Origin of the sequence: Paraburkholderia largidicola (genome assembly GCF_013426895.1) — a bacterium.
Taxonomy (GTDB): Bacteria; Pseudomonadota; Gammaproteobacteria; order Burkholderiales; family Burkholderiaceae; genus Paraburkholderia; species Paraburkholderia largidicola.
Genome location: NZ_AP023174.1, coordinates 1,353,369 through 1,380,318, shown reverse-complemented (window position 1 = coordinate 1,380,318; position 26,950 = coordinate 1,353,369). Strand labels below are relative to the sequence as shown.

Below are 26,950 nucleotides of genomic sequence, written 5' to 3'. Positions count from 1 at the left end.
CGCCTCCTCTTTCGAAATGGCGAAGGCCGCGCTGCGCGGTCGCTCCGCTCGAGGTTGCTGTCCGGCCTGAAACGCGTTACGGGTATTGCTGACTGATGCTCACTGCTGCTGTTGTTGCTGCTGTTGTTGCTGCTTCTGTTGCTGCTCGAGCTGCTGTTGCTGTTTCGCCTGCTCTTCCTGCTTCTGTTTGGCTTTCGCGGCCGCTTCCTTCTGGCGCTCCTCGACATCGGCCTTGTGCTGCGCAGCTTCCGACTGCTTCTGCTGGAAGCGCTGCTGCTTCTCGGTGCGCTCCTGAGCCTTCTGAGCGGCCTGCTGGTGTGCCTCGTCGAGCTTGCGCTGGAAGTCGGCCTGCTTCGCATCGTAGGCCTTCTGGTTCGCGGCCGCTTGCGAAGGCGAAATACCGCGCTGCGCCTGATCGATGGCGTGCTGCTGCTGCTTCTGCTGGAAAGCCTGCTCATTCGCGGCGCGCTGCGGCGCTTCCGCATTGCGCTGTGCCTGACTCAACTCATGCTGACGCTGCTTGTCGTCGTACGCCTGCGCATTGCGCGCGTCCTGGGCGGCGCGCGCGGGCGCGTCTGCTTCGTACTGCGCGCGCTTGATGGCGGCCTGCTCGTCGCGTTGCCGCGCGTGCTCGACGCGCTTTTCGTCGTCGAGCGCAAGTTGCTCCTTGCGAATGTCGGCGGCAACGACGCGCATGTCTTCACGCGCCGAGTTCAGGCAGTGATTGACGAAAAACTTGCTATAACAGTTGTGCTGCGCGACGCCGTAACGGTAGTTGTTCTCCGCCGTGCGGGTGTCGAGTGTCTTTTGACGCGCGTCGAAATCATTCGCGGCCGAAACGCCCGAAGCCGCATCCGAAGTCGAAACCGCCGACGATGCCGCTGCGGCATTCTCCTGCGCATCGGCTAGCATGGGCGCGAGCGCCGCACTGGCGACGAACGCGAGCGACGCGGCGAGCGCGAACCGACGGACGGCCCCGGCAAACCAAAGGGCAACGGACGCGGACTCTGGCCTGAAAACGGGCGATGCGAGCGGAGATCGGCGTGAAGATCCGGGCAGATTTCCGGACGTGAGGCGTGAGGTCGGCAACGTCGTAGATGGGCAGCGGAACATGCCTGAAATTCTATCACCCCGCGCTTGAGCGCTCGGGCATTTATGGCAAAATGCCCCGCTTCAGCAAGCTTTCACGAGCTTTGACGCCTTTTCCGCAACCCGGCCGCCGCACGTACCGCACGTATTGCGCAGCGCGGCCACAGTCGAATCCGGCAGGAACATCAAGACCCTATGACGGACACCGTAGCAATCAAGATCGTACAGCGCATCGCCACCGAACTGACCGTCCAGCCGCGCCAGGTCGCGGCTGCCGTGCAACTACTCGATGAAGGAGCGACTGTTCCGTTTATCGCCCGGTACCGGAAGGAAGTCACCGGCAATCTCGACGACACGCAACTGCGCACGCTCGAAGAACGCCTGCTGTATCTGCGCGAGCTCGAAGACCGGCGCGCGTCGATCATCGCGAGCATCGATGAGCAAGGCAAACTCACGGACGAACTGCGCGTCGCGATCGAAGCCGCCGACAGCAAGCAGATCCTCGAAGACCTCTATCTGCCGTACAAGCCGAAGCGCCGCACGCGCGCGCAGATCGCCCGCGAAGCCGGCCTGCAGCCGCTCGCCGACGCGCTGCTCGCCAATCCGATGCTCGATCCGCAGACGGAAGCCGCGCAATACGTCGACGCCGGGAAAGGCGTCGCGGACGTCAAGGCCGCGCTCGACGGCGCGCGCGACATTCTCTCCGAGCAGTTCGGCGAAACGGCCGAACTGCTCGGCAAGCTGCGCGACTATCTGTTCAATCAGGGCGTCGTGAGCTCTGCGGTGGTCGAAGGCAAGGAAGGCGAAGAAGGCGAGAAATTCCGCGACTACTACGACTATTCGGAAACGATCCGCACCGTGCCGTCGCACCGCGCGCTGGCCCTCTTCCGCGGCCGCAATGCGGGCGTGCTGATGATCAAGCTGGGACTCGGCGAGGAACTCGACGCGCAGGTGCCGCATCCGGGTGAAGCGATGATCGCGCGCCACTTCGGCATCGTGAATCAGGCCCGGCCGGCGGACAAGTGGCTGTCGGACGTGTGCCGCTGGTGCTGGCGCGTGAAGGTGCAGCCGCACATCGAAAACGAACTGCTGACGAATCTGCGCGAAGAAGCCGAAAACGAAGCCATCCGCGTGTTCGCACGCAATCTGAAGGATCTGCTGCTGGCTGCGCCGGCGGGCCCGAAGGCCGTGATCGGTCTCGATCCGGGTCTGCGCACGGGCGTGAAGGTGGCCGTCGTCGACCGCACGGGCAAGGTACTCGCCACGGATACGATCTACCCGCACGAGCCGCGCCGCGACTGGGACGGCTCGATCGCGAAGCTCGCGCGCATCGCCGCGCAGACGCAGGCGGAGCTGGTCAGTATCGGCAACGGCACGGCGTCGCGTGAAACCGACAAGCTCGCTAGCGAACTGATGTCGCGTCATCCTGAGTTGAAGTTGCAGAAGATCGTCGTGTCGGAAGCGGGCGCTTCCGTGTATTCGGCATCGGAACTCGCGGCGAAGGAATTCCCGGACATGGACGTATCGCTGCGCGGTGCGGTGTCGATCGCGCGCCGCCTGCAGGACCCGCTCGCCGAACTCGTGAAGATCGAGCCGAAGGCGATTGGCGTCGGGCAGTATCAGCATGACGTGAACCAGCGCGATCTCGCGCGTTCGCTCGATGCCGTCGTCGAAGACTGCGTGAATGCCGTGGGCGTGGATGCGAATACCGCTTCCGTTGCACTGCTAGCGCGCGTGTCCGGCCTGAACGCAACGCTCGCGCGCAACATCGTCGACTATCGCGACGCGAACGGTCCGTTCCCGACGCGCGACCATCTGCGCAAGGTGCCGCGTCTGGGCGACAAGACGTTCGAGCAGGCGGCGGGCTTCTTGCGCATCAATGGCGGCGAGAATCCGCTCGACCGCTCGTCGGTGCACCCGGAAGCGTATCCCGTGGTTGAACGGATGCTCGCGAAGATCAGCAGGAACATCGGCGACGTGCTCGGCAATCGCGATGCGCTGTCGAAGCTGTCACCGGCTGAATTCGTCGACGATCGTTTCGGTCTGCCGACTGTGCTGGATATTCTCTCAGAGCTTGAAAAGCCTGGGCGCGATCCGCGTCCCGAGTTCAAGACGGCGACTTTCCGGGAAGGCGTCGAGAAGATTTCGGATCTCTCGCCGGGCATGGTGCTCGAAGGCGTCGTGACGAACGTGGCTGCGTTTGGTGCGTTTATCGATATCGGTGTGCATCAGGATGGGCTCGTGCACGTGTCGGCGATGTCGACGAAGTTCATCAAGGACCCGCATGAGGTCGTCAAGGCCGGGCAGATCGTCAAGGTGAAAGTGCTGGAGGTCGACGTCAAGCGTCAGCGGATCTCGTTGACCATGCGGATGGATGATGATGTTGCCGCGGCTGCGGCGTCGCCTGCGCGGGCTGGTGGTCCGCAGGACCGAGGCGCGGGTCGTCAGCAGCAACGGGCGCGGGGGCCCGAGCCGGTTAATGCTATGGCGGCGGCTTTTGCCAAGTTGAAACGGTAAGGGTTTTGGGGACGGGGCTTTTGCCCCGTTTGCCCCGTTGTGTCGGTATCGGCGTGTTTGCCTTCGTGGCGCGGTTGGTTTGGTTTGCTTGTGTTTTGCGCTGGCATCCGCGTTATGCATCTGGTCTGCTAGCGTCGCCCCTGTGCGGGGCGGCACCTACTTTTCTTTGCCGCCGCAAAGAAAAGTAGGGGCGGTTTCAAATGTGAAGCGCAACACAATGCCTAGTGAACGGAATTATCAGGTTGAGAAGCAAGTGCAAGCATGGTGGCGAAGACTTCGAACGGCGAGTGGAAAGCGTGTGTGGCACGTGGCCGGCTGTTGAGGCTGTCAGCGATGCCATCAAGGTCGTCCTGGCTGTAGACCGAGAGATCTGTGCCCTTGGGCAGATACTGGCGTAGCAGACCATTGGTGTTCTCGCACGTGCCACGCTGCCAGGGGCTGTGAGGGTCGCAGAAATAGACCTTCACACCGGTCGCGGCAGCGAGCTCCTGGTGGCACGCCATTTCCTTGCCCTGGTCGTACGTGAAGCTCTGTCGTAGCGGCGCAGCGATGGAATTCAGTTTGGCAGAGAAGCCCGCGAGTGCCGAGGCAGCTGTCGCATCGTCCATGCGGGCAAGCAGCACAAGGCGGCTGGAGCGTTCGACCAGCACGCCCACGGAAGAGGCATTGTTTGCACCCTTGATGAAGTCGCCTTCCCAGTGGCCCGGCATCACGCGGTCGTCCACCTCGGGTGGGCGCACATGAATGCTGACCATATCTGGAATCTGACCGCGCCGGTCTGTGCCTCGACTTCGCGGCATGCGATCGCTGCGATGGTGGCGCAGACAGGCGACGAGCTGGCGACGCAGTTCCCCATACGGACGAGCGTAGATAGCCGTATAGATGGTCTCATGCGAGACCCGCTGGGACGAATCATTCGGGTGCATACGTTTGAGCGTACCTGATATCTGCTGAGGCGACCATTTCCAGTCCAGCAGCGTGAGGACGATGCGCCATGTAACACCCTGCGGATCGAGCTTGGCGGGGCGCCGGCCAGCCACACGTCGCGCCACGCTTAACGCCTGGGCCGGCACCGAAGCATAGCGGTCAGGCCCGCAGTTGCGAGCCAGTTCGCGACTCACCGTTGCAGGTGAGCGCCCAAGCATACGGGCCATGGCCCGTATGCTTGAACCCTGCAGATGCTGGCTGGCAATCGTCAGCCGCTCTTCAGGCTGGAGTTGTTGGTATCGTTTTTCCATAGCAACACCTTATATGAGGCGGGGTGTTGCACTTCAAACTTGAGAACTCGAGGCAAAAGAAAGCGGCTCACACCGCCAGCACGTGTTCCTATCCACGGGCCCTCAACTTCCCCACCCTTCACACGGCAACGTCGTTGTTCAGCGTGCGTTGCCAATGCTCTGAATGAGCGCCTCACCTCCTTCGAATACCCGTATCTGAGCCAGCGGCAGCAAATGGTTGCTGCCGCCCAGGTGGCAAACTGTGTGTAGGTTGTCGCGTCGTGCAGCCTGGCGCTCTTACAGCGTGGGACGCGTGCGCTATCGGTCCGGAGTGAGGCGTGTGAGGTACTGCGGCCTACACACAGTTTGCCACCTGGGCGGCAGAGGGCTATCTGACACGGCGTGCCGCGACCCGGGAGTGTGAAGTGGGTGAGACGTAAAAAGAGAACGCTGGCAACGCACGCGGACTGGCGCGTTGCCGTTTGAAGCGTAAGAACGGTTGGGGGCCCTCAGGCAAATACAAGAACTGGCGGTGTGAGCCGCTTTCTTTTGCCTACTTTTCTTTGCGGCGGCAAAGAAAAGTAGGTGCCGCCCCGCACAGGGGCAACGCGTGAAGCACCAATAACGAAACGCGGACGCCAGCGCAAACGCAAGCAAACTAAAAACTCAAACCGCCCGCGCCACGAATCCCCCCGCGTCGCAGACGAAAAAACCTCAGATCTCTATTTTCGTCCCAAGCTCAACAACCCGATTCGCGGGAATACTAAAAAAGTCCGTCGGCTTCGCCGCATTCTGATGCATCCATGCAAACACGCGTTCACGCCAAACGGACATACCGGGCAACTGCGTCGGCACGACAGTCTCCCTCGCGAGAAAGAACGACGTGTCCATCAACTCAAACGACATATCGTGCGACACGCTGATCTGCTCGAGCACCGCCTTCACATCCGGCGTCTCATTGAACCCATACGCGGCCTTGACGAGAAACAGCCCACCGCTGACATCCTTGACGGTCAACCGATCCTTGTCCTCGACATACGGAATATCACGCGTGATAAAAGTCAAAAAGATCGTGCGCTCGTGCAGCACCTTGTTGTGCTTGAGATTATGCAAAAGACTCACCGGAACGAGCGTCGCACTCCCCGTCAGATAAATCGCCGTACCCGACACGCGATGCGGCGGATGCGCAAGCAGCCCCTGCACGAAGGGCATCAACGGAATACCGTCGGCGGCCGTGCGCTCCTTCACGATCATGCGCCCCTTGAACCACGTCATCAGCAGGAAGAACAGCAACGCGCCGATGCCAAGCGGCAACCACCCGCCCTCCGCCACTTTCAACAGATTCGCGCCGAAGAACCCAAGGTCGACAATCAGCAGCGCACCGATAATCAGCGCGACGACGCCCTTGTTCCAGTTCCACACCTTCACCATCACCACGCTCGCGAGGATCGTCGTGATTACCATCGTCGCCGTCACGGCAATACCGTACGCCGCCGCCAGATTGTCCGAACTCTTGAACGCGATGACGATACAAAGAATGATGAAGAGCAACATCCAGTTCACGACAGGCACATAGATCTGCCCGATCGCCAGCTCCGATGTGTGCAGGATCTTCATGCGCGGCACGTAGCCGAGCTGGATCGCCTGGCTCGTCAGCGAATACGCGCCCGAAATCACCGCCTGTGAAGCGATCACCGTCGCAACCGTCGACAGCACAACCAACGGCAGCAGCGCCCAGTCAGGCGCAAGCAGATAGAACGGATTTTCGATCGCCTTCGGATCGTGCATCAACAGCGCGCCCTGGCCGAAGTAGTTCAGCACCAGCGACGGCATCACGAGCGAATACCACGCGCAACGAATCGGTGCCGCGCCAAAGTGGCCCATGTCGGCATACAGCGCTTCCGCGCCCGTCAGCACCAGCACGACCGAGCCGAGCACCACGTACGCCTGCAGCAGATGCGCCGACATGAACGAGAACGCGTAGTACGGATTGAGCGCCTTGATGACTTCCGGCGCCTGCACGATATGCAACAGGCCGAGCACCGCGAGCGTCACGAACCACAGCACCATGATCGGGCCGAACAGCCGGCCGACCATCGCCGTCCCGTGTCGCTGGATCCAGAACAGCAGCACGAGAATCACCATCGTCAGCGGCAGCACGAGATGCGAAAGCTTCGGCGCGGCAAGCTCCAGACCTTCGACGGCCGACATCACCGAAATGGCAGGCGTGATCACGGCATCGCCGTAGAACATGCAGGCGCCGAAAATGCCGAGCATCATCAGAAGGCCGGCTGCCCTGCTCCTGGTGTCGAACGAGCGCAGCGACAGCGCCATCAAAGCGAGCACGCCGCCCTCGCCGTTGTTGTCGGCGCGCATCACGAACATCACGTACTTGATGCTGACGACCACGATGATCGCCCAGAACAGCAGCGAGATAACACCGAGAATGGAACTTTCTGTGAGGGGAATGCCGTGGGAGGGGCTGAAGGCTTCTTTCAGCGAATACAGGGGGCTTGTGCCGATATCCCCGAAAACCACGCCGATCGCAGCGACTGCAAGCGAGGGCAACGGCTGCTTGGGGACGTGAGAGTTGTCTGTCATAAACGCGAAAAGAATCCGTTCCTGAGCGGCAAAAAACGAACGCTATTCTAAAGAATATAGGCGACAAAGCCCACCATTCGGCCCGTTGTGCAGACGCCACGCAGTCGCGCAACGTTAGGTCAGTGTAGCATCGCGCCCTATGACCAGCGCGTGTTTGCGCGTGTCAAGTGCTGCATTGTCAAATTCTTCCGTTTGACCGCGGTCATCAACGAATCCGGAACGGACATAAAAAACGGAGCCTCGAGAGGCTCCGTTCCAGTTCGCCGCAACCGCTGCCTGCACATGCACGACGGCGGCTGGATGCTAGCTGGCGTCTGTCGAACGCTCCTGGCCGCGCTTGATCCATGCGCTCAGGTTGTGCGGACGCACGGTGTCCCACTCCTCGAACGGCTGATGGATCCACGGGTTCGTTGCGAGATAGTGGACGTGATAGTCCGGCTTCACCTTCGAACACGCCTTCCACCACAGCACCGCCGAACGCACCGACGTGATGGCGGGATACCGCTCCTTCAGATGCTGCTGCACGCGAGCGAGCGTCACGCCCGAATCAACCAGGTCATCGACCAGCAGCACGTTGCCCGACAGTTCGCCGCGCGTCATCGTGATGTATTGCGCGATATCGAGCTCGCCCTGCTCCGTGCCCGCCGCTTCACGGTACGAACTGGTCGCGAGAATCGCGAGCGGCAGATCGTAGATGCGCGACAGCTGATCGCCGACCCGCAGACCACCGCGCGCGAGGCACAGGATCTTGTCGAACTTCCAGCCCGATTCGTGAACGGTGAGCGCAAGCAACTCGATCAGCCGGTGATATTCGTCCCAGCCGACCCACAGATTGCGCTCGTCGTTGCGCGGGTCCTTCATTTCAATCATTGGCACACCCTGGATCATGCATTAAACCTTGAACGGGTGACGCAGAAGAATGGTTTCGTCGCGGTCCGGACCCGTCGACACCATGTCGATCGGCACGCCCGCCACTTCCTGCACGCGCGACAGATACGCCTGAGCGTTCGCGGGCAGCTTGTTCCATTCCTTGATACCGACCGTGCTTTCCTGCCAGCCGCCGAACGTTTCGTACACCGGCTCGCAACGTGAGACTTCGGACGCGCCGCGCGGCAGGATGTCGGCGTTCTTGCCGTCGACGGTGTAGCCGACACACAGCTTCACTTCGTCGAGGCCGTCGAGCACGTCGAGCTTCGTGATGCACAGGCCCGACACGCCGTTGATCTGGATCGAGCGGCGCAGCGCGGCGGCGTCGAGCCAGCCGGTGCGGCGCGGACGGCCCGTGACCGAGCCGAATTCCTTGCCGACCTTCGCGAGCGTCAGGCCGACTTCTTCCTGGCGGTTGGCGTTGTCGGCGTCGTACAGTTCGCTCGGGAACGGGCCCGAGCCGACGCGCGTGCAGTACGCCTTCGTGATGCCGAGAATGTAGTCCAGCTTCTGCGGGCCGACACCCGCGCCCGCGCTCGCCGCGCCCGCGACGCAGTTGCTCGACGTGACGAACGGATACGTGCCGTGGTCGATATCGAGCAGCGTGCCTTGCGCGCCTTCGAACAGCAGGTTGTTGCCCGCCGCGTTCTCGTCGTACAGACGGCGCGAGACGTCCGTGACCATCGGCTTCAGACGGTCTGCGTAGCTCAGCATCATGTCGAGCGTCTGCTGATAGTCGACAGCCGGTGCGCCGAGGTATTGCGTGAGCACGAAATTGTGGAAATCGAGGTTCGCGCGCAGACGTTCAGCGAAAGCCTTCGGCTCGAACAGGTCCTGCACGCGCATGCCGCGGCGCGCCACCTTGTCTTCGTAGGCCGGGCCGATGCCGCGGCCCGTCGTGCCGATCTTGCCAGCGCCGCTGCGTGCTTCGCGGGCCTGGTCGATGGCGACGTGGTACGGGAGGATCAGGGTGGTAGCTTCGGAGATGAAGAGACGCTTCTGGACGTCGACACCGGCCGATTCCAGTTCTTCGATTTCCTTGAACAGCGCTTCAGGCGACAACACGACGCCATTGCCGATGTAGCAGGCGACGCCCGGGCGCATGATGCCCGACGGAATCAGACGCAAGATGGTTTTCTTGCCGCCGATGATGAGCGTATGACCGGCGTTGTGACCGCCCTGGAAACGAACGACGCCTTGCGCGTGGTCCGTCAGCCAGTCAACGATCTTGCCCTTGCCTTCATCACCCCACTGGGTACCCACGACGACGACATTGCGCCCAGGGTTCACATTCACTGCGCTGGCAGACATGTTGTTTCTTAAGCTGGTTAAAAACGTATTTTACCTATGTTCGCGAAAGGTTCCCGATTTTTTCACGGACTGATACCGCGAATTTTCCCGAAATTTCCTTTTGCGCTCAAAGGCATGGGAGCGGCGAGGCGCTGCGGCCCGGCCGCGCGCGGCTCAGATCGGCCACACGTTCGATGGTTGCGGCGTCACGTTTCACATGACGCGACACGCCTCCAAGACATCACGACTTCGCTTCGACGACCCACTGACCGTTGCGCTCGACCAGCACGCGGTCGCACGCAAATTCGTCGAGTGCGTGGTCGTGGCCCGGCAGCGCCTGAATCACGACTTCGCCCGCATCGCGCAGCGCGGCGACGCTCGTGCGCAACGCTTCGTCGTGCTGCCACGGCGCGAGAATCGCGCTGCTGCGTGCCTCGATGGGCGAAATGCGCGCGACTTCGCGCAGATCCAGCGAAAAGCCCGTTGCCGCGCGGGCGCGCCCGTACGCCTGGCCGACCTTGTCATAGCGGCCGCCTCGCGCGACGGCATTCGGCACGCCGTCGACGTAGGCCGAGAACATCACGCCGCTGTGATAGGCGTAGCCGCGCAGATCGGCCAGATCGATCATCACTTCCGCGCCGTCGACCTGCTGCGCGAGGAACGCGAGGTCGTCGAGCGCCCGCGCGATTTCCGGCGCATTCGGCAAACGCGCGCGCGCTTCTTCGAGCACGGACGCGTCGCCGTACAGCGTGGGCAGCGCACGCAGCGCGTCGCGCGTGACGGGCGTGAGGTTCGCCGTCAACTCGTTCAGCAGCGGCACATCCTTGCCCGCGAGCGCTTCGTAAAGCCCCTCGCCAAGCGAGGCGGCAGCCGGCTCGTTGTCGATCAGCGCGCCGAGCACGGCGGCGTGGCACAGATCCAGACGCACGCGGCCAAGTCCCGCCAGGTGCAGTGCGTCGAGCATCAGTTGCTGGATTTCCAGATCCGCTTCGAGACCCGCATGGCCGTAAATTTCGGCGCCGATCTGGATCTGCTCGCGCGTCGCGTGCAGGCCGCGCGGACGCGTATGCAGCACGTTGCCCGCGTAGCACAGCCGCGTCACGCCCTGGCGGTTCAGCAGGTGCGCGTCGATGCGCGCGACCTGAGGCGTGATATCGGCGCGCAGACCGAGCGTGCGGCCCGACAGCTGATCGACGAGTTTGAAGGTGCGCAGATTGAGGTCGCTGCCGCCGCCCGTCAGCAGCGACTCCAGGTATTCGAGCAGCGGCGGCATGACCATCTCGTAGCCATACGCGCGAAAGCGGTCGAGCAGCCGGCGCCGCAGTTCTTCGATCTTGCGTGCCTCGGACGGCAGCACGTCGGCAATATTCTCGGGAAGTAACCAGGTCGACATCGATACAGTCCTACGACGGTGAATCCGGCGTCATGGCAAACGCCGTTGGAAATTGGAGTGATGCGCGGCGCGGAATCTTGGCATCCGCTTGCGGCTTGGTCCCGCGAGCCGGCGACGTGCCTGGCCGCCGTTATGGCCGGCAACGCGAACGGCGCTTCTCGCATGACGGCGCATGGCGCGTGCTACGCGCAGTGTCCGGAAACGGACGTCACCTCGTGAGTGTCGCCCGGCATCGCATGACGGCCGTTCAGGTTGCGATCAACAGCAGCAGCAGCCCGAGCACCATGACGATCAGCCCACCGATCCGGATGTGGTGCGGCGGGCGTTCCGCTATTTTACGAAACGTGTCGCGCCAGGCGCTCGGAAACACGAACGGGAACATCCCCTCGATGATCAGCATCAGTGCGATCGCGAGCAATAACGAGCCGGCTATGTCCATGCGATGAGGCCGCCGCGATCCGTATGCCGCGGCGTTCCAGTTATCAGTGTTTGCGCGCGCCCGTCGACGCGCCGGAAGACGATTGAACGGCGGCGGCTGCTGCGCCGTCCGGCCCGCGCATGAAGCGGAAGAAATCGTTGCTCGAATCCACGACCATCACGTCGCCGGGTTTGAAGCTGTTCTTGTACGCCTGCATGCTTTGGTAGAACTGATAGAACTGCGGATCGCGGCTGTAAGCGTCGGCGGCAATCGACGCGGCCTTGCCGTCGCCGTCGCCCTTGATCGACTGCGCCTGCTTGTAGGCGTCGGCGAGCACCGCCTGCTGCTGTTGCGCGGCGTCCGCCTTGATCCGGTCCGCTTCGGCTGCGCCGTCCGCACGCTGCTGGTTGGCGACCTGCTGGCGCGCGGCGATCATGCGCTTGTAGACGGAATCGGCCATCGCAGCCGGGAAATCGAGCCGCGTGAACTGCACGTCGACGACGTCGACGCCCAGCGACGCCGCGCCCTTCTGCATGCCATCGCGCGCCTGGGTGGCGATTGCGTCCTGCTTCGCGAGCGCATCGGTCAGTGTGTACTTTGCGAACGCGTCGCCGAGCGCGCCGCGCGTGAGCAGCGCGAGCCGGTCAGGCAGGCTCTGCACGTCGCCCTTCGTTTCCGTGACGAGCTTCACGGGATCCGACACGCGGAATTTGACGATGGGGTTCACCAGCAGATCCGTTTTGTCGGACGTGGCGTAGCGGTCTTCGTCGGGTGCGTCGAGCGACTGGATACGCGCGTCCACCGATGTCACCGTCTGTAGCGGCGGCGGCAGCTTCACGTGCAGGCCGGGGCCGGCGAGCGTGGGCGCGGCGTCGCCGCGTGCGGAGACGACGGCCATATGGCGCGGATCAACGACGAATACCATCGACGACGCTGCGAACAGCACGATCACGACGGCTACGATGAGCGCAACGATTTTGTTCATGTTCGCGCTCCTTATTGCAGATCGTCTTCGCGGCCGCGGCTGCGGAACGAATCGCGAGAGCGGAAGGCGTCGCTTGCGGCAGCCGCCTGGCTTGCGCTGCTGGCGGGCGCGGCAGGCGCGGCGGACGGCGTGATGATCGTGGGCGTGTTGCTGCCCGGCGCCGCCGCTTGCGCGCCCTGTGCATTTTGCGCAGCCGGTGCACCCTGTGCTGCCGGCGCGGAGCCGGCCGCAGCCGAATCAGCCACGCGCTGGCGCGTCTGCTCGACGAGCTTGTCGAGCGGCAGGTACAGCACGTTGCTGCCCGACTTGCTGTCGACGAACACCTTCGTCGTGTTCGAGTAGATTTGCTGCATCGTTTCCAGGTACATCCGTTCGCGGATCACAGCAGGCGCCTTCGAATACTGCGCATAGACTTCCTTGAAGCGCTCGGCATCGCCTTCCGCCTGCGCGACGACGCGGTCGCTGTAGGTCTTCGCGTCGTCGATCATGCGCTCGGCTTCCGCCTTCGTGCGCGGCAGCAATTCGTTCGCGTAGGCCTGCGCATCGCGCTTGGCGCGCTCGCGATCCTGACGCGCCTTGGCGGCGTCGTCGAACGCGGACTGAACCTGGTCCGGCGGCTGCACGCTCTGAATCGTTACGCCCGTGACGGCGAGACCCGTGTGAGATTCGTCCAGGGAATGCTGGATGGCTTCCGTCAGTTGCGCGCGAATGGCCTCGCGGTCCTGATAGAGGATGTCGTTCATGCTGCGCGAGCCGACGATTTCGCGCACGGCCGCCTGTGCCGCCTGGGTCACGCTTTGATCCGGGTCGGCACTGCGGAACAGGTAGTCGGTCGGCTTGCGGATCTGGTACTGGACGGCAAAGCGCACGTCGACGATATCGGCGTCGTGCGTGAGCATCGACGCGTCCTTGACGTTCGCGAGACGCACCACGTTGTTGCGGCCGATCTCGACTGAACGCACCTGGCCGACGTTGACGGTTTCATGGGATTCGAACGGATACGGCAGACGCCAGTGCACACCCTGCCCGACCGTGCCTTGCAACTGCCCGAGGCGCAGCACCACGGCCGCCTGGCCGTCCTGCACGACGAACACGCCGCTGCCGAGATAGATCGCAATCAGCACGCCGATGATGATGCCGACGCCGATGCGCGCGCCGCGGCCGTTGTCCGGACGCGGACCGCCGCCGCCTCCCTTGCGGCCGAACATGCGCGACAGACGCCGGTTGAAGTCGCGCCACATTTCGTCGAGATCGGGCGGACCTTCGCTGTCCTTGCCGTTGGGCGGACGCTTCGAATCGTTCAGACGCTGGCGATCGCCATTGCCATTACCTTCGCCCCGGCCCCAGCGCGGGTCGTTCAGCGACAACATGCCGCGCAGACGCAGCCAGATACTCCGCTCGTTGTAATCGTTCACCTGTGTTCGTTCACCAGAGTAGACAGCGGGTCAATGCAATTGGAACGGGTCAGCGCCCGTGTCTGGGATCTTGCGGTCTTCGCGGTGGTCTTCGCCTGCATCATCGCGTTGCTCTTGATGAAGTGCCGCCGCTTCCGGGCCTCCCTCCGACAGTAGACCGTCGGACTCCGGCAGATGTTCGGCAGTTGCGATTTCGGCGATGGCAGCGCGCAGTGTGTCCAGCCCTTGCCCCGTGCGCGCGCTCAAAAAGACGCGCGAAATATTACCATACTCGTCCCGCTCGACCGCGTCGCCCCGGGCCGCCAGTTCAGGCACGGCGTCGATCTTGTTGAACACGAGCACCTGTCGGATGGTGTCCGCGCCGATCTCGCGCAGGACGTCGTTGACCTGATCGATCTGATCGAGCCGCACTGCGCTCGATGCATCGACCACATGCAGCAACAGGTCCGCGTGAATGGTTTCCTCGAGTGTGGCGCGGAAAGCGGCCACCAGTTGGTGAGGCAACTCACGGATGAATCCTACGGTGTCCGAGACGACAATCTGCCCGACCTCGTCGCCGAGATACACGCGGCGGGAAGTGGTGTCGAGCGTGGCGAACAGCTGGTCCGCGGCGTAGGCCTGCGCCTTGGTCAGCGCGTTGAACAGCGTTGACTTGCCCGCGTTCGTATAGCCGACCAGCGACACCGACATCGTACGGTTGCGCGCCCGCGCGCGGCGCTGTGTGCCGTGCTGGCGGCGCAGCTTCTCGAGCCGTCCCTTGAGCATCTTGATGCGCTCGCCGATCAGCCGGCGGTCGGTTTCGAGCTGCGTTTCACCCGGGCCGCGCAGGCCGATACCGCCCTTTTGCCGCTCAAGGTGGGTCCACGCGCGAATGAGGCGCGTAGCGAGATATTGCAATTGTGCGAGCTCGACTTGCAGCTTGCCTTCGTGACTGCGCGCGCGTTGCGCGAAGATATCGAGGATCAGGCTGGTTCGGTCGACGACACGTCTGTTAAGCGTACGCTCAAGATTGCGCTGCTGCGCCGGCGCAAGTGCGTGGTTGAAGATGACGATGTCGATGTCGTTCGCCTCGCACGCGAGGCGCAACTCCTCGGCCTTGCCGCTGCCGACGAACATGGCGGCATCGGGACTGGAACGGCGACCGGTGAGGGTGACAGCTGGATGGGCACCCGCGCTTTGCGCGAGCAGGCTGAGTTCTTCGAGACTGGCTTCGAAATCGATCTTACCGAAGTCGATGCCGACAAGCGCTGCGTTGATCAAATTGGTGGATGTCAAAATGAAGCGGCCGGGCTGTGTCGCCTGCGGACGACGCTCGACCGGCCGCGACGAGAGGTTAGGATGATTCGGAATCCGGGTGGAAATTCACCGGACGGGCAGGCACGACAGTCGAGATAGCGTGCTTGTAGACCATCTGGGTTACCGTATTCCGGAGCAACACGACGTACTGGTCGAACGATTCAATGTTCCCTTGAAGCTTGATGCCGTTGACCAGATAGATCGAGACCGGCACGTGCTCTTTACGCAGTGCGTTCAAAAACGGGTCTTGTAACAATTGCCCTTTGTTGCTCATAGCAAACTCCGTGTTTTTTTGCAGGTTGACTTTATTGCCGGCGAAGAAAAAGAAATCCGCCGTCAATCGCTACACTATAGCCGATTTTTATTGACCAGCGCTTTGCCTGGCCGTTCGGCCAGGACCCAATGTACATGCGGGTTTCAGGCCGGATTTCAAGCCTGGAATCGGCCTGCGTTTCAGGTCTGTATCAGCCCTTGTCCGCGTACGGATTCGTCGTTGATCGAAACTCTATCCGCAATGGAGTGCCCGTCAGCGAGAAAGTTTCCCGGAAGCGGTTTTCAAGGTAGCGCTTGTACGTGTCGGTGACGGCGTCGAGCGCGTTGCCGTGAATCACGATGATCGGCGGATTTTGTCCCCCTTGGTGCGCGTAGCGCAGTTTTGGACGCACGGGACCGCGACGGCGCGGCTGCTGGAACTCGACGGCTTCGATCAGCGCGCGCGTGAGCTTCGGCGTCGGCAGCTTCGTCATCGCAGCCTTGTAGGCGTCGTCGACGGAGCGCATCAGCGGGCCGATGCCCGTCTTTTCTGCTGCAGAAATGAAGTGGAACTTAGCGAACTCGAGGAATTTTAGCTTGCGCTGAAGATCCACCTTGGTGCGCTCACGCACATGCGGATCGAGCCCGTCCCATTTGTTCACACCAACCACGAGCGCCCGGCCCTGCTCGACCACGAAGCCCGCAATGTGCGCGTCCTGCTCCGAAATGTCCTGGCGCGCGTCGAGCAGAAGAATCACAACGTTGGCGTCGGAAATCGACTGAAGCGTCTTCACGACCGAGAATTTTTCGATCGCCTCGAACACCTTACCGCGTTTGCGCAGGCCTGCCGTGTCGATCAGCGTGTACTTCTTGCCTTGCCGTTCGAAGTCGACGTAGATCGAGTCGCGCGTCGTGCCGGGCATGTCGAACGCGATCACGCGGTCTTCGCCGATCAGCGTATTGACGAGCGTCGACTTGCCGACGTTCGGACGCCCGACGATGGCAATCTTGACGCCATGCTGCGCCTTCTCTTCGTCGCTCTCTTCCGGTTGGCCGGCGTACGCGGCGTCGAGGGCCTCGTTGATCATTTCCGTGACGCCGTCGCCGTGCGCAGCCGAAATCGCGCGCGGGTCGCCGAGGCCCAGTTCGTAGAAGTCGGCGGCCACCGACGAGTATTTCATCCCCTCGGCCTTGTTGACGACGAGGAAAATCGGCCGGCCCGTCTTGCGCAGATAGTCGGCGATCGACTTGTCCTGCGGCGCGAGCCCATTGCGTCCATCGACGATGAACACGATGATGTCCGACTCTTCGACGGCCTGGCGCGTCTGGCGAGCCATCTCGTACAGAATGCCGTCCTTCGCGACGGGTTCGAAACCACCCGTGTCGACGACGAGATACGGACGCTCGCCGCCGACGCGGCCTTCACCGTAGTGACGGTCGCGTGTGAGGCCGGGCAAATCGGCGACCAGCGCATCGCGCGAACGCGTGAGCCGGTTGAACAGCGTGGATTTCCCCACATTGGGGCGCCCGACGAGGGCAATAACGGGTTTCATCAGATATTGTTCACAGTGAGGCGCGGGATCGAACGGTCGACCTGCCGCGCTGGCAACGCCATGCGGCCGTTGCACGGCTGCGTTTGACGAAAATTATCACGAATTTGACCCATTTCGAACACGCGGAGCTTGCGCATGCGAAAGGATTTCAGGTTGGCTGCCTGCGTGGGTCCATCAAGCGGCGCGTGCGACCCGATCGCCGCCACCTGGATCGCGCGTGATAGCGCGACACGTGCTGGATGACCGCCTGTGCAGCCCGACCGGCGGTCCCGATGATGTGGGGCGGCTCGCTTCTTCCGCGCTCGTTCCCGATCGGGATCGGGACGCCATCAAAAAAGTGCGGCCGGCAAAGCCGGCCTGCATTCACCGCACGACGCGCCGTCGAGTGACGCGCCGCACAGCCCAACTACGTTTTAACGCGGACGGAAACCGTACAGATCGCCGTCGTGCGTCTGCACGATCAGCGTGTCGCCCGCCAGCACGGGCGCAGCCGTGATCGCGCTGCCGTCCGTCTTCGCACGGGCGACGAACGTGCCGTCGTCGCGCGACAGGAAATGCACGTAACCCTGATAGTCGCCGACCACGGCGGCGTGACCGAGCAGCATCGGTACGCTGACGTCGCGGCTCTTCAGCTGGTCGTTGCGCCACAGTTGCTTGCCCGTATTGGCGTCGAACGCCGACACGATCGCCCAGTCGTCGCCCGCCACCACCGTGCGATCGTCCTGTGCAAGGCCGCTCGTGCTCGAGAACGCCTTTTCCCACAACGCACGGCCCGAGTTTGCGTCGAAGCAGCCGAGCTGTCCCTGGAACGTGACCGCACAGGTTTCGGCGCCGACCAGCGTGGGCGGACCCGTCACGTCGTTGATACGCTCGACTTCCGTCACGCCTTTCGGATACGACACAGGCGTCGTCCAGTAGGCGTCGCCCGTCTGCAGGTTGATCGCTGCGAACTGGCCGCCCGGGAAACCGGCGAGCACGGCCTGGTCGCCCGCGAACGTCATACCCGCCGACACACGCAGATTCAGCGGCACAGCGCGGTTACGGTAATTCCACTTCTGCTCGCCCGTTTGCGCGTTGAACGCGGTGATCTGACCGTCCACCGTCCGCACGACGACGAGGCCATTGCCGACGAGCGGGGGCGACAGGATTTCGCCCGGTGCCACGCCCTTCCACGACAGCTTGCCGCTCTGGTCGAGGACGAACACTTCACCCTTCAGGCCACCGACTGCCGTCAGCGTGCCGTCCGTGCCGACACCAGCCGACAGATCGCCGTCGACCTTCGTGCGCCACAGATCCTTGCCCGTTTTGGCATCGATCTTCGCGACCGAGCCGTTCGCGCCCGCCGCATACACAGCGTCGCCGACGGTGACGGGCGAGAACATGTAGCGTCCGGCCTTGCCGACGCTGGCCGTCCACACCTGCTGCACGTCGAGCACGGGTTTGAACTCGGTGAGCGGCGTGGGCACGCGGCGCTCGTCTTTCGACGATGAGCAGGCCGTCAGAGCAAGCACGGTCATCGCACAGGCAACGGGCACAGCGTAACGTTTCAGCAGATTCATCGGTGAACGAAGCATGTATGTTGTATTGATCAAAAATTGTCGGCGGACGTCGCAACAGCGTGCAACGTTCAGCCGCCCAGCGCGTCGAGCTTGAACTGGATCAGTTGACGGGCCGAGGCATCGTTCTTCGGCAGCGAGTCGAGCGCGAGCTTGTAGGCAGTGCGTGCATCGTCACGCTTGCCTTGCGCGGCGAGCAGGTCGCCACGGCGATCCGCGACCACGCCCTTGAACGCATCCGAAGGATCGTTCAGCAGCGCGAGACCGGCGTCATAGGCTTTTTCATCGAGCAGCAGCGACGCGAGACGCAGCTTCGCAATCTGCTTGAATTCGTCGTCCTTGGCGTGGTCGACGGCCCATTGCAACTGCGCTTTCGCGCCCGGCTCGTCGCCTGCCGCATACAGCGCCTTCGCGGCAGCGAGCGCCGTCATCTGCGCGTAAGCCGTGCCGCTGAACTTGTCTTCCATGTCGGTCGCGACGCGCGTGATGGCCGCCTTGTCCGTGCCCGCCGTGGCTTGCTGAACCTGGTCATACAGCACGGCCGCTTCCGCTGCCTGATGGCGCTGCCAGTAATTCCAGCCGTTCCAGCCCGCTGCGGCAACCAGCGCGACCAGCACGATCCACGTGACGCCATTCCCCCACTGCGCCCACCAAGCCTTCAGGCTTTCAAGCGATTCCTGTTCGTCGTGGTAACTCATCGCGACGCGTTTTCCTTTCCTGGTGCTTTATATGAATGGGGCCGCAACCGGTGCGGCCCGTTCGAATGACGCTGCGATCAGTCGTCGCCGTCTTCGGTGGACGCAACCATCGCATTGATTAGATATTCGGTCAAGTCTTCGAGCGGCACCGTTTGTTGCTCGCTCTTTCCGTCGCTTTGCGAGGTGTCGCGCAGTGCCTTTACGCCCGCCGTGCCGCTCGCGATCTCGTCTTCGCCGAGAATCACGGCGAACGCCGCACCGCTTGCGTCCGCGCGCTTCATCTGCGACTTGAAGCTCGACGCCTGACCGTCAGGACTGCAATGCAGGATGACGTCGAGGCCCGTGTCGCGCAGACGCTCGGCGACGATGAACGCTTGCTCGCGCGCCGCATCGCCCTGGTGCGCGACGTACACATCGCAGCCTTCCACTTCGGGCACGAGGTTCTCTTCCTTCAGCAGTTCGAGAATGCGTTCGATACCCATTGCCCAGCCGCACGCCGCCGTCGGCTTGCCGCCCAGTTGCTCGATGAGCGGATCGTATCGGCCGCCTGCCGCGACCGTACCTTGCGCGCCAAGCTTGTCGGTAACCCATTCGAACACGGTCAGATTGTAGTAATCCAGGCCGCGCACGAGACGCGGATTGATCGTGAACGGAATGTTGTTCGCCTTCAGGATGCGCTGCAGCCCTTCGAAATGCGCGCGCGATTCCTCGCCGAGGAAATCGATCAGCTTCGGCGCGTTCTGCGCGACTTCCTGCATGGCCGGATTCTTCGTGTCCAGCACGCGCAGCGGGTTCGTGTGCAGCCGGCGCTTCGCGTCTTCGTCGAGCACGTCGAGGTGCTTCTCGAGATACGCGATCAGTTCGACGCGGTGCCTGGCGCGTTCTTCAGCGAGGCCCAGCGAGTTGATTTCGAGCTTGATGCCCGTCAACCCGAGGTCGTCCCACAGACGCTGGCACATCAGGATGATTTCGGCGTCCGTGTCCGGACCGGCAAAGCCAAGCGCCTCGACGCCCACCTGATGGAACTGGCGATAACGGCCGCGCTGCGGACGCTCGTGGCGGAACATCGGGCCGATGTACCACAGGCGCTTCGGGCCGTCGTACAGCATGTTGTGCTCGATCGACGCGCGCACCACGGCGGCCGTGTTCTCCGGACGCATCGTCAGGTTTTCGCCGTTCAGCGCGTCGGTGAAGCTGTACATCTCTTTTTCGACGATGTCGGTCACTTCGCCGATACCGCGCGTGAAAAGCTGCGTGTGCTCGACGATCGGCGTGCGGATATTCTGGTATCCGTACGAACGCAGCATCGACTTGACCGTCGTTTCGAAAAACTCCCACAGGCCGGCGTCCTGCGGAAGGATGTCGTTCATGCCCTTCACGCCGGACAACTTTTCGAGCTTCTGCTTCTTCTGTTCAGTCATCTGTCTACTTGACGATTGGATGGGGAGCGAATCAGTTCGTCGCTTCAGCGCGACCATAGGTGCGCTCGACGTAATCGCTCACGATCTGCTGGAATTCCTGCGCGATGTGTTCGCCGCGCAGCGTCTTGACCTTCACGCCATCGATAAACACGGGCGCGGCGGGGTTTTCACCCGAGCCCGGCAGGCTGATACCGATGTTCGCGTGCTTCGATTCGCCCGGACCGTTGACGATGCAACCCATCACGGCGACGTGCATCTTCTCGACGCCGGGATACGTGTCGCGCCACATCGGCATTTGCGTGCGCAGATACGTCTGGATCTGCGACGCCAGTTCCTGGAACAGCGTGCTCGTGGTGCGGCCGCAGCCCGGGCACGCGATGACCATCGGCGTGAACGAGCGCAGGCCCATCGTCTGCAGGATTTCCTGGCCGACGATCACTTCGCCCGTGCGCGATGCGCCCGGTTCCGGCGTCAGCGAAATACGGATCGTGTCACCGATGCCTTGCTGCAGCAGCACGGAGAGCGCCGCCGTCGAAGCGACGATGCCCTTCGATCCCATGCCCGCTTCCGTCAGGCCGAGGTGCAGCGCGAAGTCGCAACGACGCGCGAGTTCCTGGTACACGGCGATCAGATCCTGCACGCCGCTCACCTTGCACGACAGGATGATCTTGTCGCGGCCAAGGCCGAGTTCGACCGCACGTTCCGCCGAGCCGATCGCCGACTGGATCAGCGCTTCGTACATCACGCTTTGCGCTTCCCACGGTTCGGCGCGCGCGGCGTTTTCGTCCATCATCCGTGCGAGCAGGTCCTGATCGAGGCTGCCCCAGTTCACGCCGATGCGCACCGGCTTGTCGTACTTCGCGGCCGCTTCGATCATCTGTGCGAACTGCGTGTCGCGCTTTGCGCCCTGGCCGACGTTGCCCGGATTGATCCGGTATTTGGACAGCGCTTCGGCGCAGCCCGGATAGTCGCGCAGCAGCAAATGGCCGTTGTAATGGAAGTCGCCGACCAGCGGCACCGTAACGCCCATGCGGTCGAGTTGCTCGCGAACCGCGGGCACGGCAGCCGCCGCTTCGGGCGTGTTGACCGTGATGCGCACCAGCTCCGAGCCAGCCTGCGCGAGTTCCTTGATCTGGATTGCCGTGCCGATAGCGTCGGCCGTATCGGTGTTGGTCATCGACTGCACGCGCACGGGCGCGTCGCCGCCGATCGTCACGAGCTGGCCGCCCCAACGGACGTCGACCGCATGCGAGCGGCGACGCGGCGCATGACCGCCGAACACCGGCACGGTCGAAACAATCTGACTGCTGGATTTCACTTGATCGGAGAGCATCGATAAACCCGCTTACGCCACCTGCTCACGGCCCGGAAAGTGTCCGGCCCCGTTGAGAAATGCGGCGCGTGAATTGAAAAAGCGCCGCGGCTCCGAAGCCGCGACGCACACGATTGAACTGGCGTCAGGGCAGCGCGAAGCGTGCCACATTGCCCTTCGCCGACGCATATTTGGCCGGGTCGACCGGCTGGCCGTCCAGCGTGATCGAATCCAGACCTGCCTTATTGCCGACCGTCACCTTGAGCGGCGGCATCCCGCTGACTTCCTTACTTTCACCCGCGTGCACGAGCCCTGAGAACACTTCCTTGCCGTCCTTCTGGCGCACGCTGAACCAGCTGTCCTGCTTGACCGACAGCGCAACCGTCGATGAACCTTCCGGCGCCGCCGAAGACTCGCTCGCCGAGGCCGCCGACGCAACCGTCGCCACTGCCGGCGCGGCGCTCGCGGCTTTCGGCGCTGCAGCCGCCGGCGTCGATGCCGAGGCGACCGTCGATGCCGGGACAGCGCCTGCCATCGGAAGCGGCGTGGGCATCGGTGTCGCCGACGCGCCTTCAGCGGCCGCCTGGGTATCCGTTTGCGCCATCGAATCCGATGCGCTGATTTCGCCCGTCACGGCCGAACCGCTAGCGGCCTGCGCTGTTGCCGACGAAGCCGTGTCCGTGGACGTTGCACTGCCCGCGATGCTTTTCAGGCGCGCGAGCCACGCGTTCGAATCGCCATTGTTCGTATGCCACATGGCGAGCGCGATCAGCACGACCACAGAGAGCGCGACGCCCCAGAGCCACGAACGGCGGCGCGGCGCACCGCCGCCGAGCGACAGCGATACTTTCCCGCGCGGCAGATCGGTGCCCGCCGATGCCGGCATGGTCAGCGCAGGTTCCGGTACGCCCTTTTCGCGACGCAACGCCTGCGTCATCGGGGCGGGATCGGCACCCACCATTTTTGCGTAGCTGCGCAAGACGCCCAGCGCGAACGTCGTGTCCGGCAGCTGGGTGAGATCGCCCGCTTCGAGCCCGCGCAGTTTGCCCGGCGACACCTTCAGGCGCGCCGATACATCCTCGACCGACCAGCCCTTCGACTCGCGCAACTGCGCGAGCCGCGCGCCGACCGCGGCCAGCGAGTCGAACCCGGACGGCACGGCTGTCGGCACGGCCGCCGGCAGCGGTCGATCCGAATGCGTATCCATGTCGTGCGGTTGCGGGTGCTGCGGCTCACTCATCCCAAATCCTTTCGCGTCGATTCTTTTATCACTCATGCGAACGGGCGGCTTTTTGCCTCGCCCGGTTTCGCAGACCGTTTATAACAAAATGTGCGGCTGTGCGTGCCGCTTCCGATCGCTTTTGCAAACTTTCTTTTCACTTCGCGCGACTCGGCGCACCCGAAGAGACAGCTTGCCGCATGCCGCCCCTTTTCGCCCGTCGCGGGCCTTACACGGCGCGAACTTCGATGACCTTCGACTTGCCCGTCCGCTCAGCAAGGCGCGTGCGGTCCTTGACCGCGCCCGCCAGCTGACCACAGGCAGCGTCGATATCGTCGCCGCGCGTCTTGCGCACTGTCGTGACGACCCCTGCGTCGATCAACACCTGCGCGAAACGCTTGATCTGCTCGTTTTTCGAGCGAAACAGCCCCGATTCCGGGAACGGATTAAACGGAATCAGGTTGAATTTGCACGGCACGTCGCGCGTGACGGCCAGCAACTCGCGCGCGTGCGCTTCGCTGTCGTTCACGCCGTCGAGCATGCAATATTCGAACGTGATGAAGTCACGCGGCGCAACTTTCAGATACCGCTGACACGCGGCCATCAACTCGCGCAATGGATACTTCTTGTTGAGCGGCACCAGCACGTCGCGCAGCGCGTCGTTCGGCGCATGCAGCGAAACGGCGAGTGCCACGGGCAGATCGGCGCCGAGCCGGTCCATCATCGGCACGACGCCGGACGTGGACAGCGTGACGCGCCGGCGCGACAGGCCGTAGGCGTTGTCGTCGAGCATCAGGCGCATGGCTGGCACGACGGCGTCGTAATTGAGCAGGGGCTCGCCCATGCCCATCATCACGACGTTCGTGACGACACGCTCGCCCTTGCCCTCGCCGCCCGTCGCACGGCCGCCGGCCGCACCGAGCGACGCGCGCAGCGCGAATTCGGCCATGCGCAGCTGGCCGATGATTTCGCCCGTGCTGAGATTGCGTGAGAAACCTTGCTTGCCCGTCGAACAGAACCGGCAGTTGACGGCGCACCCCGCCTGCGACGACACGCACAGCGTGCCACGCGTTTCTTCGGGGATGAACACCGTTTCGACGGCATTGCCGTTGCCGACGTCGACGAGCCACTTGCGTGTGCCGTCGGTGGAAATATGGTCGCTGACGATGGGCGGCATCGTGATGGATGCACGCCCTTTCAGCTTTTCGCGCAGAGACTTCGCGAGATCGGTCATCCCGTCGAAGTCGGCAGCGTTGTACTGGTGTAGCCAGCGCTGCAATTGCTTGGCGCGAAACGGCTTCTCGCCGAGGCTGTCGCAATATGCGACGAGGCCAGCGGCGTCGAGATCGAGAAGGTTGACGGTGGGACTGCTCGTCATATCGAATCCTGCCATTCAGTGCGAGACTGCGTTCATGCAACAAGCTGCATGAACGCGTAAACCGCTCGCGCCCGCTCCTGCTGCTATTACTGCTGAACCGCGAAGCGCTTAGCGCGAGTAGACGTTGACTTCCGGGAAGAAGAACGCGATTTCGCCGCGTGCCGTCTCCACTGCGTCCGAGCCGTGGACTGCGTTTGCGTCGATGCTGTCGGCGAAGTCAGCACGGATCGTGCCCTTGTCGGCCTTCTTCGGGTCCGTTGCACCCATCAGATCACGGTTCTTCAGGATGGCGCCTTCGCCTTCCAGAACCTGAACCTGCACCGGGCCGGAAATCATGAATTCAACCAGATCCTTGAAGAACGGACGCTCTGCGTGCACAGCGTAGAACTTCTCTGCGTCAGCGCGCGACAGCTGAACCATGCGCGATGCCACGATCTTCAGGCCAGCGTTTTCGAAGCGGCTGTAGATCTGGCCAATCACGTTCTTGGCCACTGCGTCCGGCTTGATAATCGACAGGGTGCGTTCGATCGCCATAAAAACTCCAGAAAATTAAGAGGTTACAGATTTAAATGAATCCACTATTGTAGCATGTTCCAGTGTATGATTGCGATTGAACCCTTACGATACTGTAAGGTCGAAGTTGGAGTCGCCCACAGCCTTTAAGTCAGGACTAAGAATGGGGTAACACAATGTAATCGCACGGTGTCGTGCGCCGCATTGAAACTCCCCATGACGCCGCTAATCTTAGGGTTGTGGGTTCGCGTGACGGCGGCAAGCGCCAGCCGGCACCGTACAAAAACCGTTGCAAGCCACGTCGCAACACTGCGTCTGACGCAAGGAGAAACCATGAACGAATATCCCTATAACTTCGGTCGGGGCGGCAGCGTCACCACGGCCGAGACCCGCAACCGGGTACTGCGCAACACCTACTGGCTGCTCGCGCTGTCGATGGTGCCGACCGTCCTCGGCGCGTGGGTGGGCGTCGCCACCGGCTTCTCGCTGTTCGCCGCCACCAGCCCGGCAATGAGCATGCTCGCGTTCTTTGCGATCGCGTTCGGCTTCATGTTCGCGATCCAGAAGACGAAGGACAGCTCCGTCGGCGTGTTCGTGCTGCTCGGCTTCACGTTCTTCATGGGCCTGATGCTGTCGCGCCTGCTGAGCTTCATCCTGGGCTTTTCGAACGGGCCGCAGCTGATCATGCTCGCCTTCGGTGGCACTGGTGTGATCTTCGCCGCGATGGCGACGATCGCCACGGTCAGCAAGCGCGACTTTTCGGGCCTCGGCAAATGGCTGTTCGTCGGCGTGATCGTGCTGTTGCTGGCGATGGTCGCGAATGTGTTTCTGCAACTGCCCGCGCTGATGCTGACGGTGTCGGTGCTCGCGATCGTGATCTTCTCGGCCTACATGCTGTTCGACGTGCAGCGCGTCGTGAACGGCGGGGAGACGAACTACATCACGGCCACGCTCGCGATCTATCTCGACCTGTACAACGTGTTCGTGAACCTGCTGTCGCTCCTCGGCATCTTCGGCGGCAACCGTAACTGATCGACGCTGATCGCCAGCTAAAACAAAACGCCCGTGACGAGCAATCGTCACGGGCGTTTTTCATTTCAAGGCGCACTACAAGCGCCGACGCTCAAAGGCTCAACCAGCCAAACCCTTCGCTTTGCGTCGCCACCACCACGTCCGTTGCCGCCGCGCCCAGCACAGCAGCCATCGCCGCTTGCGCGAGTTCGGGCAGATTGTTCTGCTGACTTAGATGCGCCGCCACCAGATGCCGCAGCTTCGACCGATCGAGCGACGCGAGAATGTCCGCCGCCGCGTCGTTGTTCAGATGCCCATGATTGCCGCCGATCCGCGCCTTCAGCGACGGCGGATAGCGCGAAGCCGCCAGCATCTGCACATCGTGATTGCATTCCAGCACGAGCGCGTCGCAACCGCTCAGCACCGCGCTGATATGCGGCGTCGACGTGCCGACGTCCGTCAGCACGCCCAGGCGCGATGCACCATCGGAAAATATGTACTGCAGCGGCTCGCGCGCATCGTGCGGCACGGTGTACGGTAGCACGCTCAGATCGCCGATCGCGACGGCCTCGTCGCCCCACAGCACATGGAGATCGACATCCGCTTCGTCCGCGCCGACGGCGCGCGCCGTGCCCCAGCTCATGTGCAGCGGAATCGACAGCTTGCGCGCCAGGGTAAGCGCGCTGCCGATGTGATCGCTGTGTTCGTGGGTGATGAGAATGGCGTCGAGCTCGTCGACGCCCGTGCCCAGCCGCTCAAGCCGCCGGGCGACTTCTTTGCCCGAGAAGCCGCAGTCCAGCAGGATGCGCGTGGTCGTGACACCGCTTTGGGCTTCGACCAGCAATGCATTGCCTTCACTGCCGCTTCCCAGACTGGCGAATCGCACGAC

The 26,950-nt window shown here is 62.8% G+C and carries 23 protein-coding genes; 2 read left to right on the top strand and 21 right to left on the bottom strand.

The features are described from left to right. Positions 1-99 precede the first annotated feature (99 nt). A complete protein-coding gene (locus PPGU16_RS06140; protein ID WP_180722131.1) occupies positions 100-1,113 on the bottom strand; it encodes a colicin transporter in 1,014 nt (337 codons plus the stop codon). Positions 1,114-1,284: 171 nt separating this feature from the next. Between PPGU16_RS06140 and PPGU16_RS06135 the strand changes: the two genes are divergently transcribed. Further along, positions 1,285-3,606, top strand: coding sequence for a Tex family protein (locus PPGU16_RS06135; RefSeq protein WP_180722130.1), 2,322 nt, complete (start codon positions 1,285-1,287; stop codon positions 3,604-3,606). A gap of 221 nt (positions 3,607-3,827) precedes the next feature. Here the strand turns inward: PPGU16_RS06135 and PPGU16_RS06130 are convergent, their stop codons facing one another. From PPGU16_RS06130 to ndk, 19 genes are all read right to left on the bottom strand, one after another. Beyond that, on the bottom strand, positions 3,828-4,844 hold the full coding sequence (locus PPGU16_RS06130; RefSeq protein ID WP_180722129.1) for an IS30 family transposase: 1,017 nt from the start codon (positions 4,842-4,844) through the stop codon (positions 3,828-3,830). A 693-nt stretch (positions 4,845-5,537) separates the two neighbouring features. Beyond that, complete coding sequence (locus PPGU16_RS06125) at positions 5,538-7,424, bottom strand: potassium transporter Kup (RefSeq protein WP_180722128.1); 1,887 nt, start codon at positions 7,422-7,424, stop codon at positions 5,538-5,540. A gap of 303 nt (positions 7,425-7,727) precedes the next feature. Continuing rightward, on the bottom strand, positions 7,728-8,312 hold the full coding sequence (locus PPGU16_RS06120; protein ID WP_180722127.1) for a phosphoribosyltransferase: 585 nt from the start codon (positions 8,310-8,312) through the stop codon (positions 7,728-7,730). Between the two features lie 3 nt (positions 8,313-8,315). After that, positions 8,316-9,662 (bottom strand): adenylosuccinate synthase, encoded by a 1,347-nt coding sequence (locus tag PPGU16_RS06115; protein WP_180722126.1) that lies wholly within the window; start codon positions 9,660-9,662, stop codon positions 8,316-8,318. A gap of 220 nt (positions 9,663-9,882) precedes the next feature. After that, the gene (locus PPGU16_RS06110) at positions 9,883-11,034 is read right to left on the bottom strand and encodes an ATP phosphoribosyltransferase regulatory subunit (RefSeq protein WP_180722125.1); all 1,152 of its coding nucleotides are present in this window, start codon (positions 11,032-11,034) and stop codon (positions 9,883-9,885) included. A 247-nt stretch (positions 11,035-11,281) separates the two neighbouring features. Next, positions 11,282-11,473 carry a DUF2065 domain-containing protein gene (locus tag PPGU16_RS06105; RefSeq protein WP_054924760.1) on the bottom strand — a complete coding sequence of 64 codons (192 nt, stop codon included), beginning with the start codon at positions 11,471-11,473 and terminating at the stop codon, positions 11,282-11,284. A gap of 43 nt (positions 11,474-11,516) precedes the next feature. Further along, positions 11,517-12,437 (bottom strand): protease modulator HflC, encoded by a 921-nt coding sequence (hflC, locus tag PPGU16_RS06100; protein ID WP_180722124.1) that lies wholly within the window; start codon positions 12,435-12,437, stop codon positions 11,517-11,519. An 11-nt stretch (positions 12,438-12,448) separates the two neighbouring features. Next, the gene (hflK, locus tag PPGU16_RS06095; protein WP_180722123.1) at positions 12,449-13,852 is read right to left on the bottom strand and encodes an FtsH protease activity modulator HflK; all 1,404 of its coding nucleotides are present in this window, start codon (positions 13,850-13,852) and stop codon (positions 12,449-12,451) included. Between the two features lie 30 nt (positions 13,853-13,882). After that, on the bottom strand, positions 13,883-15,127 hold the full coding sequence (hflX, locus tag PPGU16_RS06090; RefSeq protein ID WP_180722122.1) for a GTPase HflX: 1,245 nt from the start codon (positions 15,125-15,127) through the stop codon (positions 13,883-13,885). Positions 15,128-15,185: 58 nt separating this feature from the next. Next, a complete protein-coding gene (gene hfq, locus PPGU16_RS06085; RefSeq protein WP_007580427.1) occupies positions 15,186-15,422 on the bottom strand; it encodes an RNA chaperone Hfq in 237 nt (78 codons plus the stop codon). Positions 15,423-15,612: 190 nt separating this feature from the next. Beyond that, positions 15,613-16,953 carry a ribosome biogenesis GTPase Der gene (gene der / locus PPGU16_RS06080; RefSeq protein ID WP_180722121.1) on the bottom strand — a complete coding sequence of 447 codons (1,341 nt, stop codon included), beginning with the start codon at positions 16,951-16,953 and terminating at the stop codon, positions 15,613-15,615. Further along, the gene (locus PPGU16_RS06075) at positions 16,953-17,159 is read right to left on the bottom strand and encodes a hypothetical protein (RefSeq protein ID WP_180722120.1); all 207 of its coding nucleotides are present in this window, start codon (positions 17,157-17,159) and stop codon (positions 16,953-16,955) included. Before PPGU16_RS06075 ends, der begins: the two co-directional genes overlap by 1 nt. 207 nt (positions 17,160-17,366) lie before the next feature. Next, positions 17,367-18,512: an outer membrane protein assembly factor BamB gene (bamB, locus tag PPGU16_RS06070; RefSeq protein ID WP_180722119.1), complete on the bottom strand. Its 1,146-nt coding sequence runs from the start codon at positions 18,510-18,512 to the stop codon at positions 17,367-17,369. Between the two features lie 68 nt (positions 18,513-18,580). Beyond that, a complete protein-coding gene (locus tag PPGU16_RS06065; RefSeq protein ID WP_007580419.1) occupies positions 18,581-19,207 on the bottom strand; it encodes a tetratricopeptide repeat protein in 627 nt (208 codons plus the stop codon). Positions 19,208-19,284: 77 nt separating this feature from the next. After that, positions 19,285-20,628: a histidine--tRNA ligase gene (hisS, locus tag PPGU16_RS06060; protein ID WP_180722118.1), complete on the bottom strand. Its 1,344-nt coding sequence runs from the start codon at positions 20,626-20,628 to the stop codon at positions 19,285-19,287. Positions 20,629-20,659: 31 nt separating this feature from the next. Further along, a complete protein-coding gene (ispG, locus tag PPGU16_RS06055) occupies positions 20,660-21,961 on the bottom strand; it encodes a flavodoxin-dependent (E)-4-hydroxy-3-methylbut-2-enyl-diphosphate synthase (RefSeq protein WP_180722117.1) in 1,302 nt (433 codons plus the stop codon). A 124-nt stretch (positions 21,962-22,085) separates the two neighbouring features. After that, on the bottom strand, positions 22,086-23,180 hold the full coding sequence (locus PPGU16_RS06050; RefSeq protein WP_180722116.1) for a helix-turn-helix domain-containing protein: 1,095 nt from the start codon (positions 23,178-23,180) through the stop codon (positions 22,086-22,088). Positions 23,181-23,388: 208 nt separating this feature from the next. Continuing rightward, on the bottom strand, positions 23,389-24,537 hold the full coding sequence (gene rlmN, locus PPGU16_RS06045) for a dual-specificity RNA methyltransferase RlmN (RefSeq protein WP_042307117.1): 1,149 nt from the start codon (positions 24,535-24,537) through the stop codon (positions 23,389-23,391). Between the two features lie 108 nt (positions 24,538-24,645). After that, on the bottom strand, positions 24,646-25,071 hold the full coding sequence (gene ndk, locus PPGU16_RS06040) for a nucleoside-diphosphate kinase (RefSeq protein ID WP_180722115.1): 426 nt from the start codon (positions 25,069-25,071) through the stop codon (positions 24,646-24,648). A gap of 312 nt (positions 25,072-25,383) precedes the next feature. On the opposite strand from ndk, the gene PPGU16_RS06035 reads away from it, so the two are divergent. Further along, on the top strand, positions 25,384-26,082 hold the full coding sequence (locus PPGU16_RS06035; RefSeq protein ID WP_180722114.1) for a Bax inhibitor-1/YccA family protein: 699 nt from the start codon (positions 25,384-25,386) through the stop codon (positions 26,080-26,082). Positions 26,083-26,173: 91 nt separating this feature from the next. Here the strand turns inward: PPGU16_RS06035 and PPGU16_RS06030 are convergent, their stop codons facing one another. Continuing rightward, positions 26,174-26,947, bottom strand: a complete 774-nt coding sequence (locus PPGU16_RS06030; RefSeq protein ID WP_180722113.1) for an MBL fold metallo-hydrolase — start codon at positions 26,945-26,947, stop codon at positions 26,174-26,176. Between the last annotated feature and the right edge of the window lie 3 nt (positions 26,948-26,950).

Coding starts and splice junctions, on each gene's coding strand:
- PPGU16_RS06065 (WP_007580419.1), bottom strand. CDS start 19,207: ATGAGTTACCACGACGAACAGGAATCGCTTGAAAGCCTGAAGGCTTGG.
- PPGU16_RS06140 (WP_180722131.1), bottom strand. CDS start 1,113: ATGTTCCGCTGCCCATCTACGACGTTGCCGACCTCACGCCTCACGTCC.
- PPGU16_RS06035 (WP_180722114.1), top strand. CDS start 25,384: ATGAACGAATATCCCTATAACTTCGGTCGGGGCGGCAGCGTCACCACG.
- PPGU16_RS06130 (WP_180722129.1), bottom strand. CDS start 4,844: ATGGAAAAACGATACCAACAACTCCAGCCTGAAGAGCGGCTGACGATT.
- PPGU16_RS06125 (WP_180722128.1), bottom strand. CDS start 7,424: ATGACAGACAACTCTCACGTCCCCAAGCAGCCGTTGCCCTCGCTTGCA.
- PPGU16_RS06050 (WP_180722116.1), bottom strand. CDS start 23,180: ATGAGTGAGCCGCAGCACCCGCAACCGCACGACATGGATACGCATTCG.
- PPGU16_RS06120 (WP_180722127.1), bottom strand. CDS start 8,312: ATGATCCAGGGTGTGCCAATGATTGAAATGAAGGACCCGCGCAACGAC.
- PPGU16_RS06135 (WP_180722130.1), top strand. CDS start 1,285: ATGACGGACACCGTAGCAATCAAGATCGTACAGCGCATCGCCACCGAA.
- PPGU16_RS06105 (WP_054924760.1), bottom strand. CDS start 11,473: ATGGACATAGCCGGCTCGTTATTGCTCGCGATCGCACTGATGCTGATC.
- hflC (WP_180722124.1), bottom strand. CDS start 12,437: ATGAACAAAATCGTTGCGCTCATCGTAGCCGTCGTGATCGTGCTGTTC.
- hfq (WP_007580427.1), bottom strand. CDS start 15,422: ATGAGCAACAAAGGGCAATTGTTACAAGACCCGTTTTTGAACGCACTG.
- ndk (WP_180722115.1), bottom strand. CDS start 25,071: ATGGCGATCGAACGCACCCTGTCGATTATCAAGCCGGACGCAGTGGCC.
- hisS (WP_180722118.1), bottom strand. CDS start 20,628: ATGACTGAACAGAAGAAGCAGAAGCTCGAAAAGTTGTCCGGCGTGAAG.
- PPGU16_RS06110 (WP_180722125.1), bottom strand. CDS start 11,034: ATGTCGACCTGGTTACTTCCCGAGAATATTGCCGACGTGCTGCCGTCC.
- PPGU16_RS06115 (WP_180722126.1), bottom strand. CDS start 9,662: ATGTCTGCCAGCGCAGTGAATGTGAACCCTGGGCGCAATGTCGTCGTC.
- ispG (WP_180722117.1), bottom strand. CDS start 21,961: ATGCTCTCCGATCAAGTGAAATCCAGCAGTCAGATTGTTTCGACCGTG.
- der (WP_180722121.1), bottom strand. CDS start 16,953: ATGAAACCCGTTATTGCCCTCGTCGGGCGCCCCAATGTGGGGAAATCC.
- rlmN (WP_042307117.1), bottom strand. CDS start 24,537: ATGACGAGCAGTCCCACCGTCAACCTTCTCGATCTCGACGCCGCTGGC.
- bamB (WP_180722119.1), bottom strand. CDS start 18,512: ATGAATCTGCTGAAACGTTACGCTGTGCCCGTTGCCTGTGCGATGACC.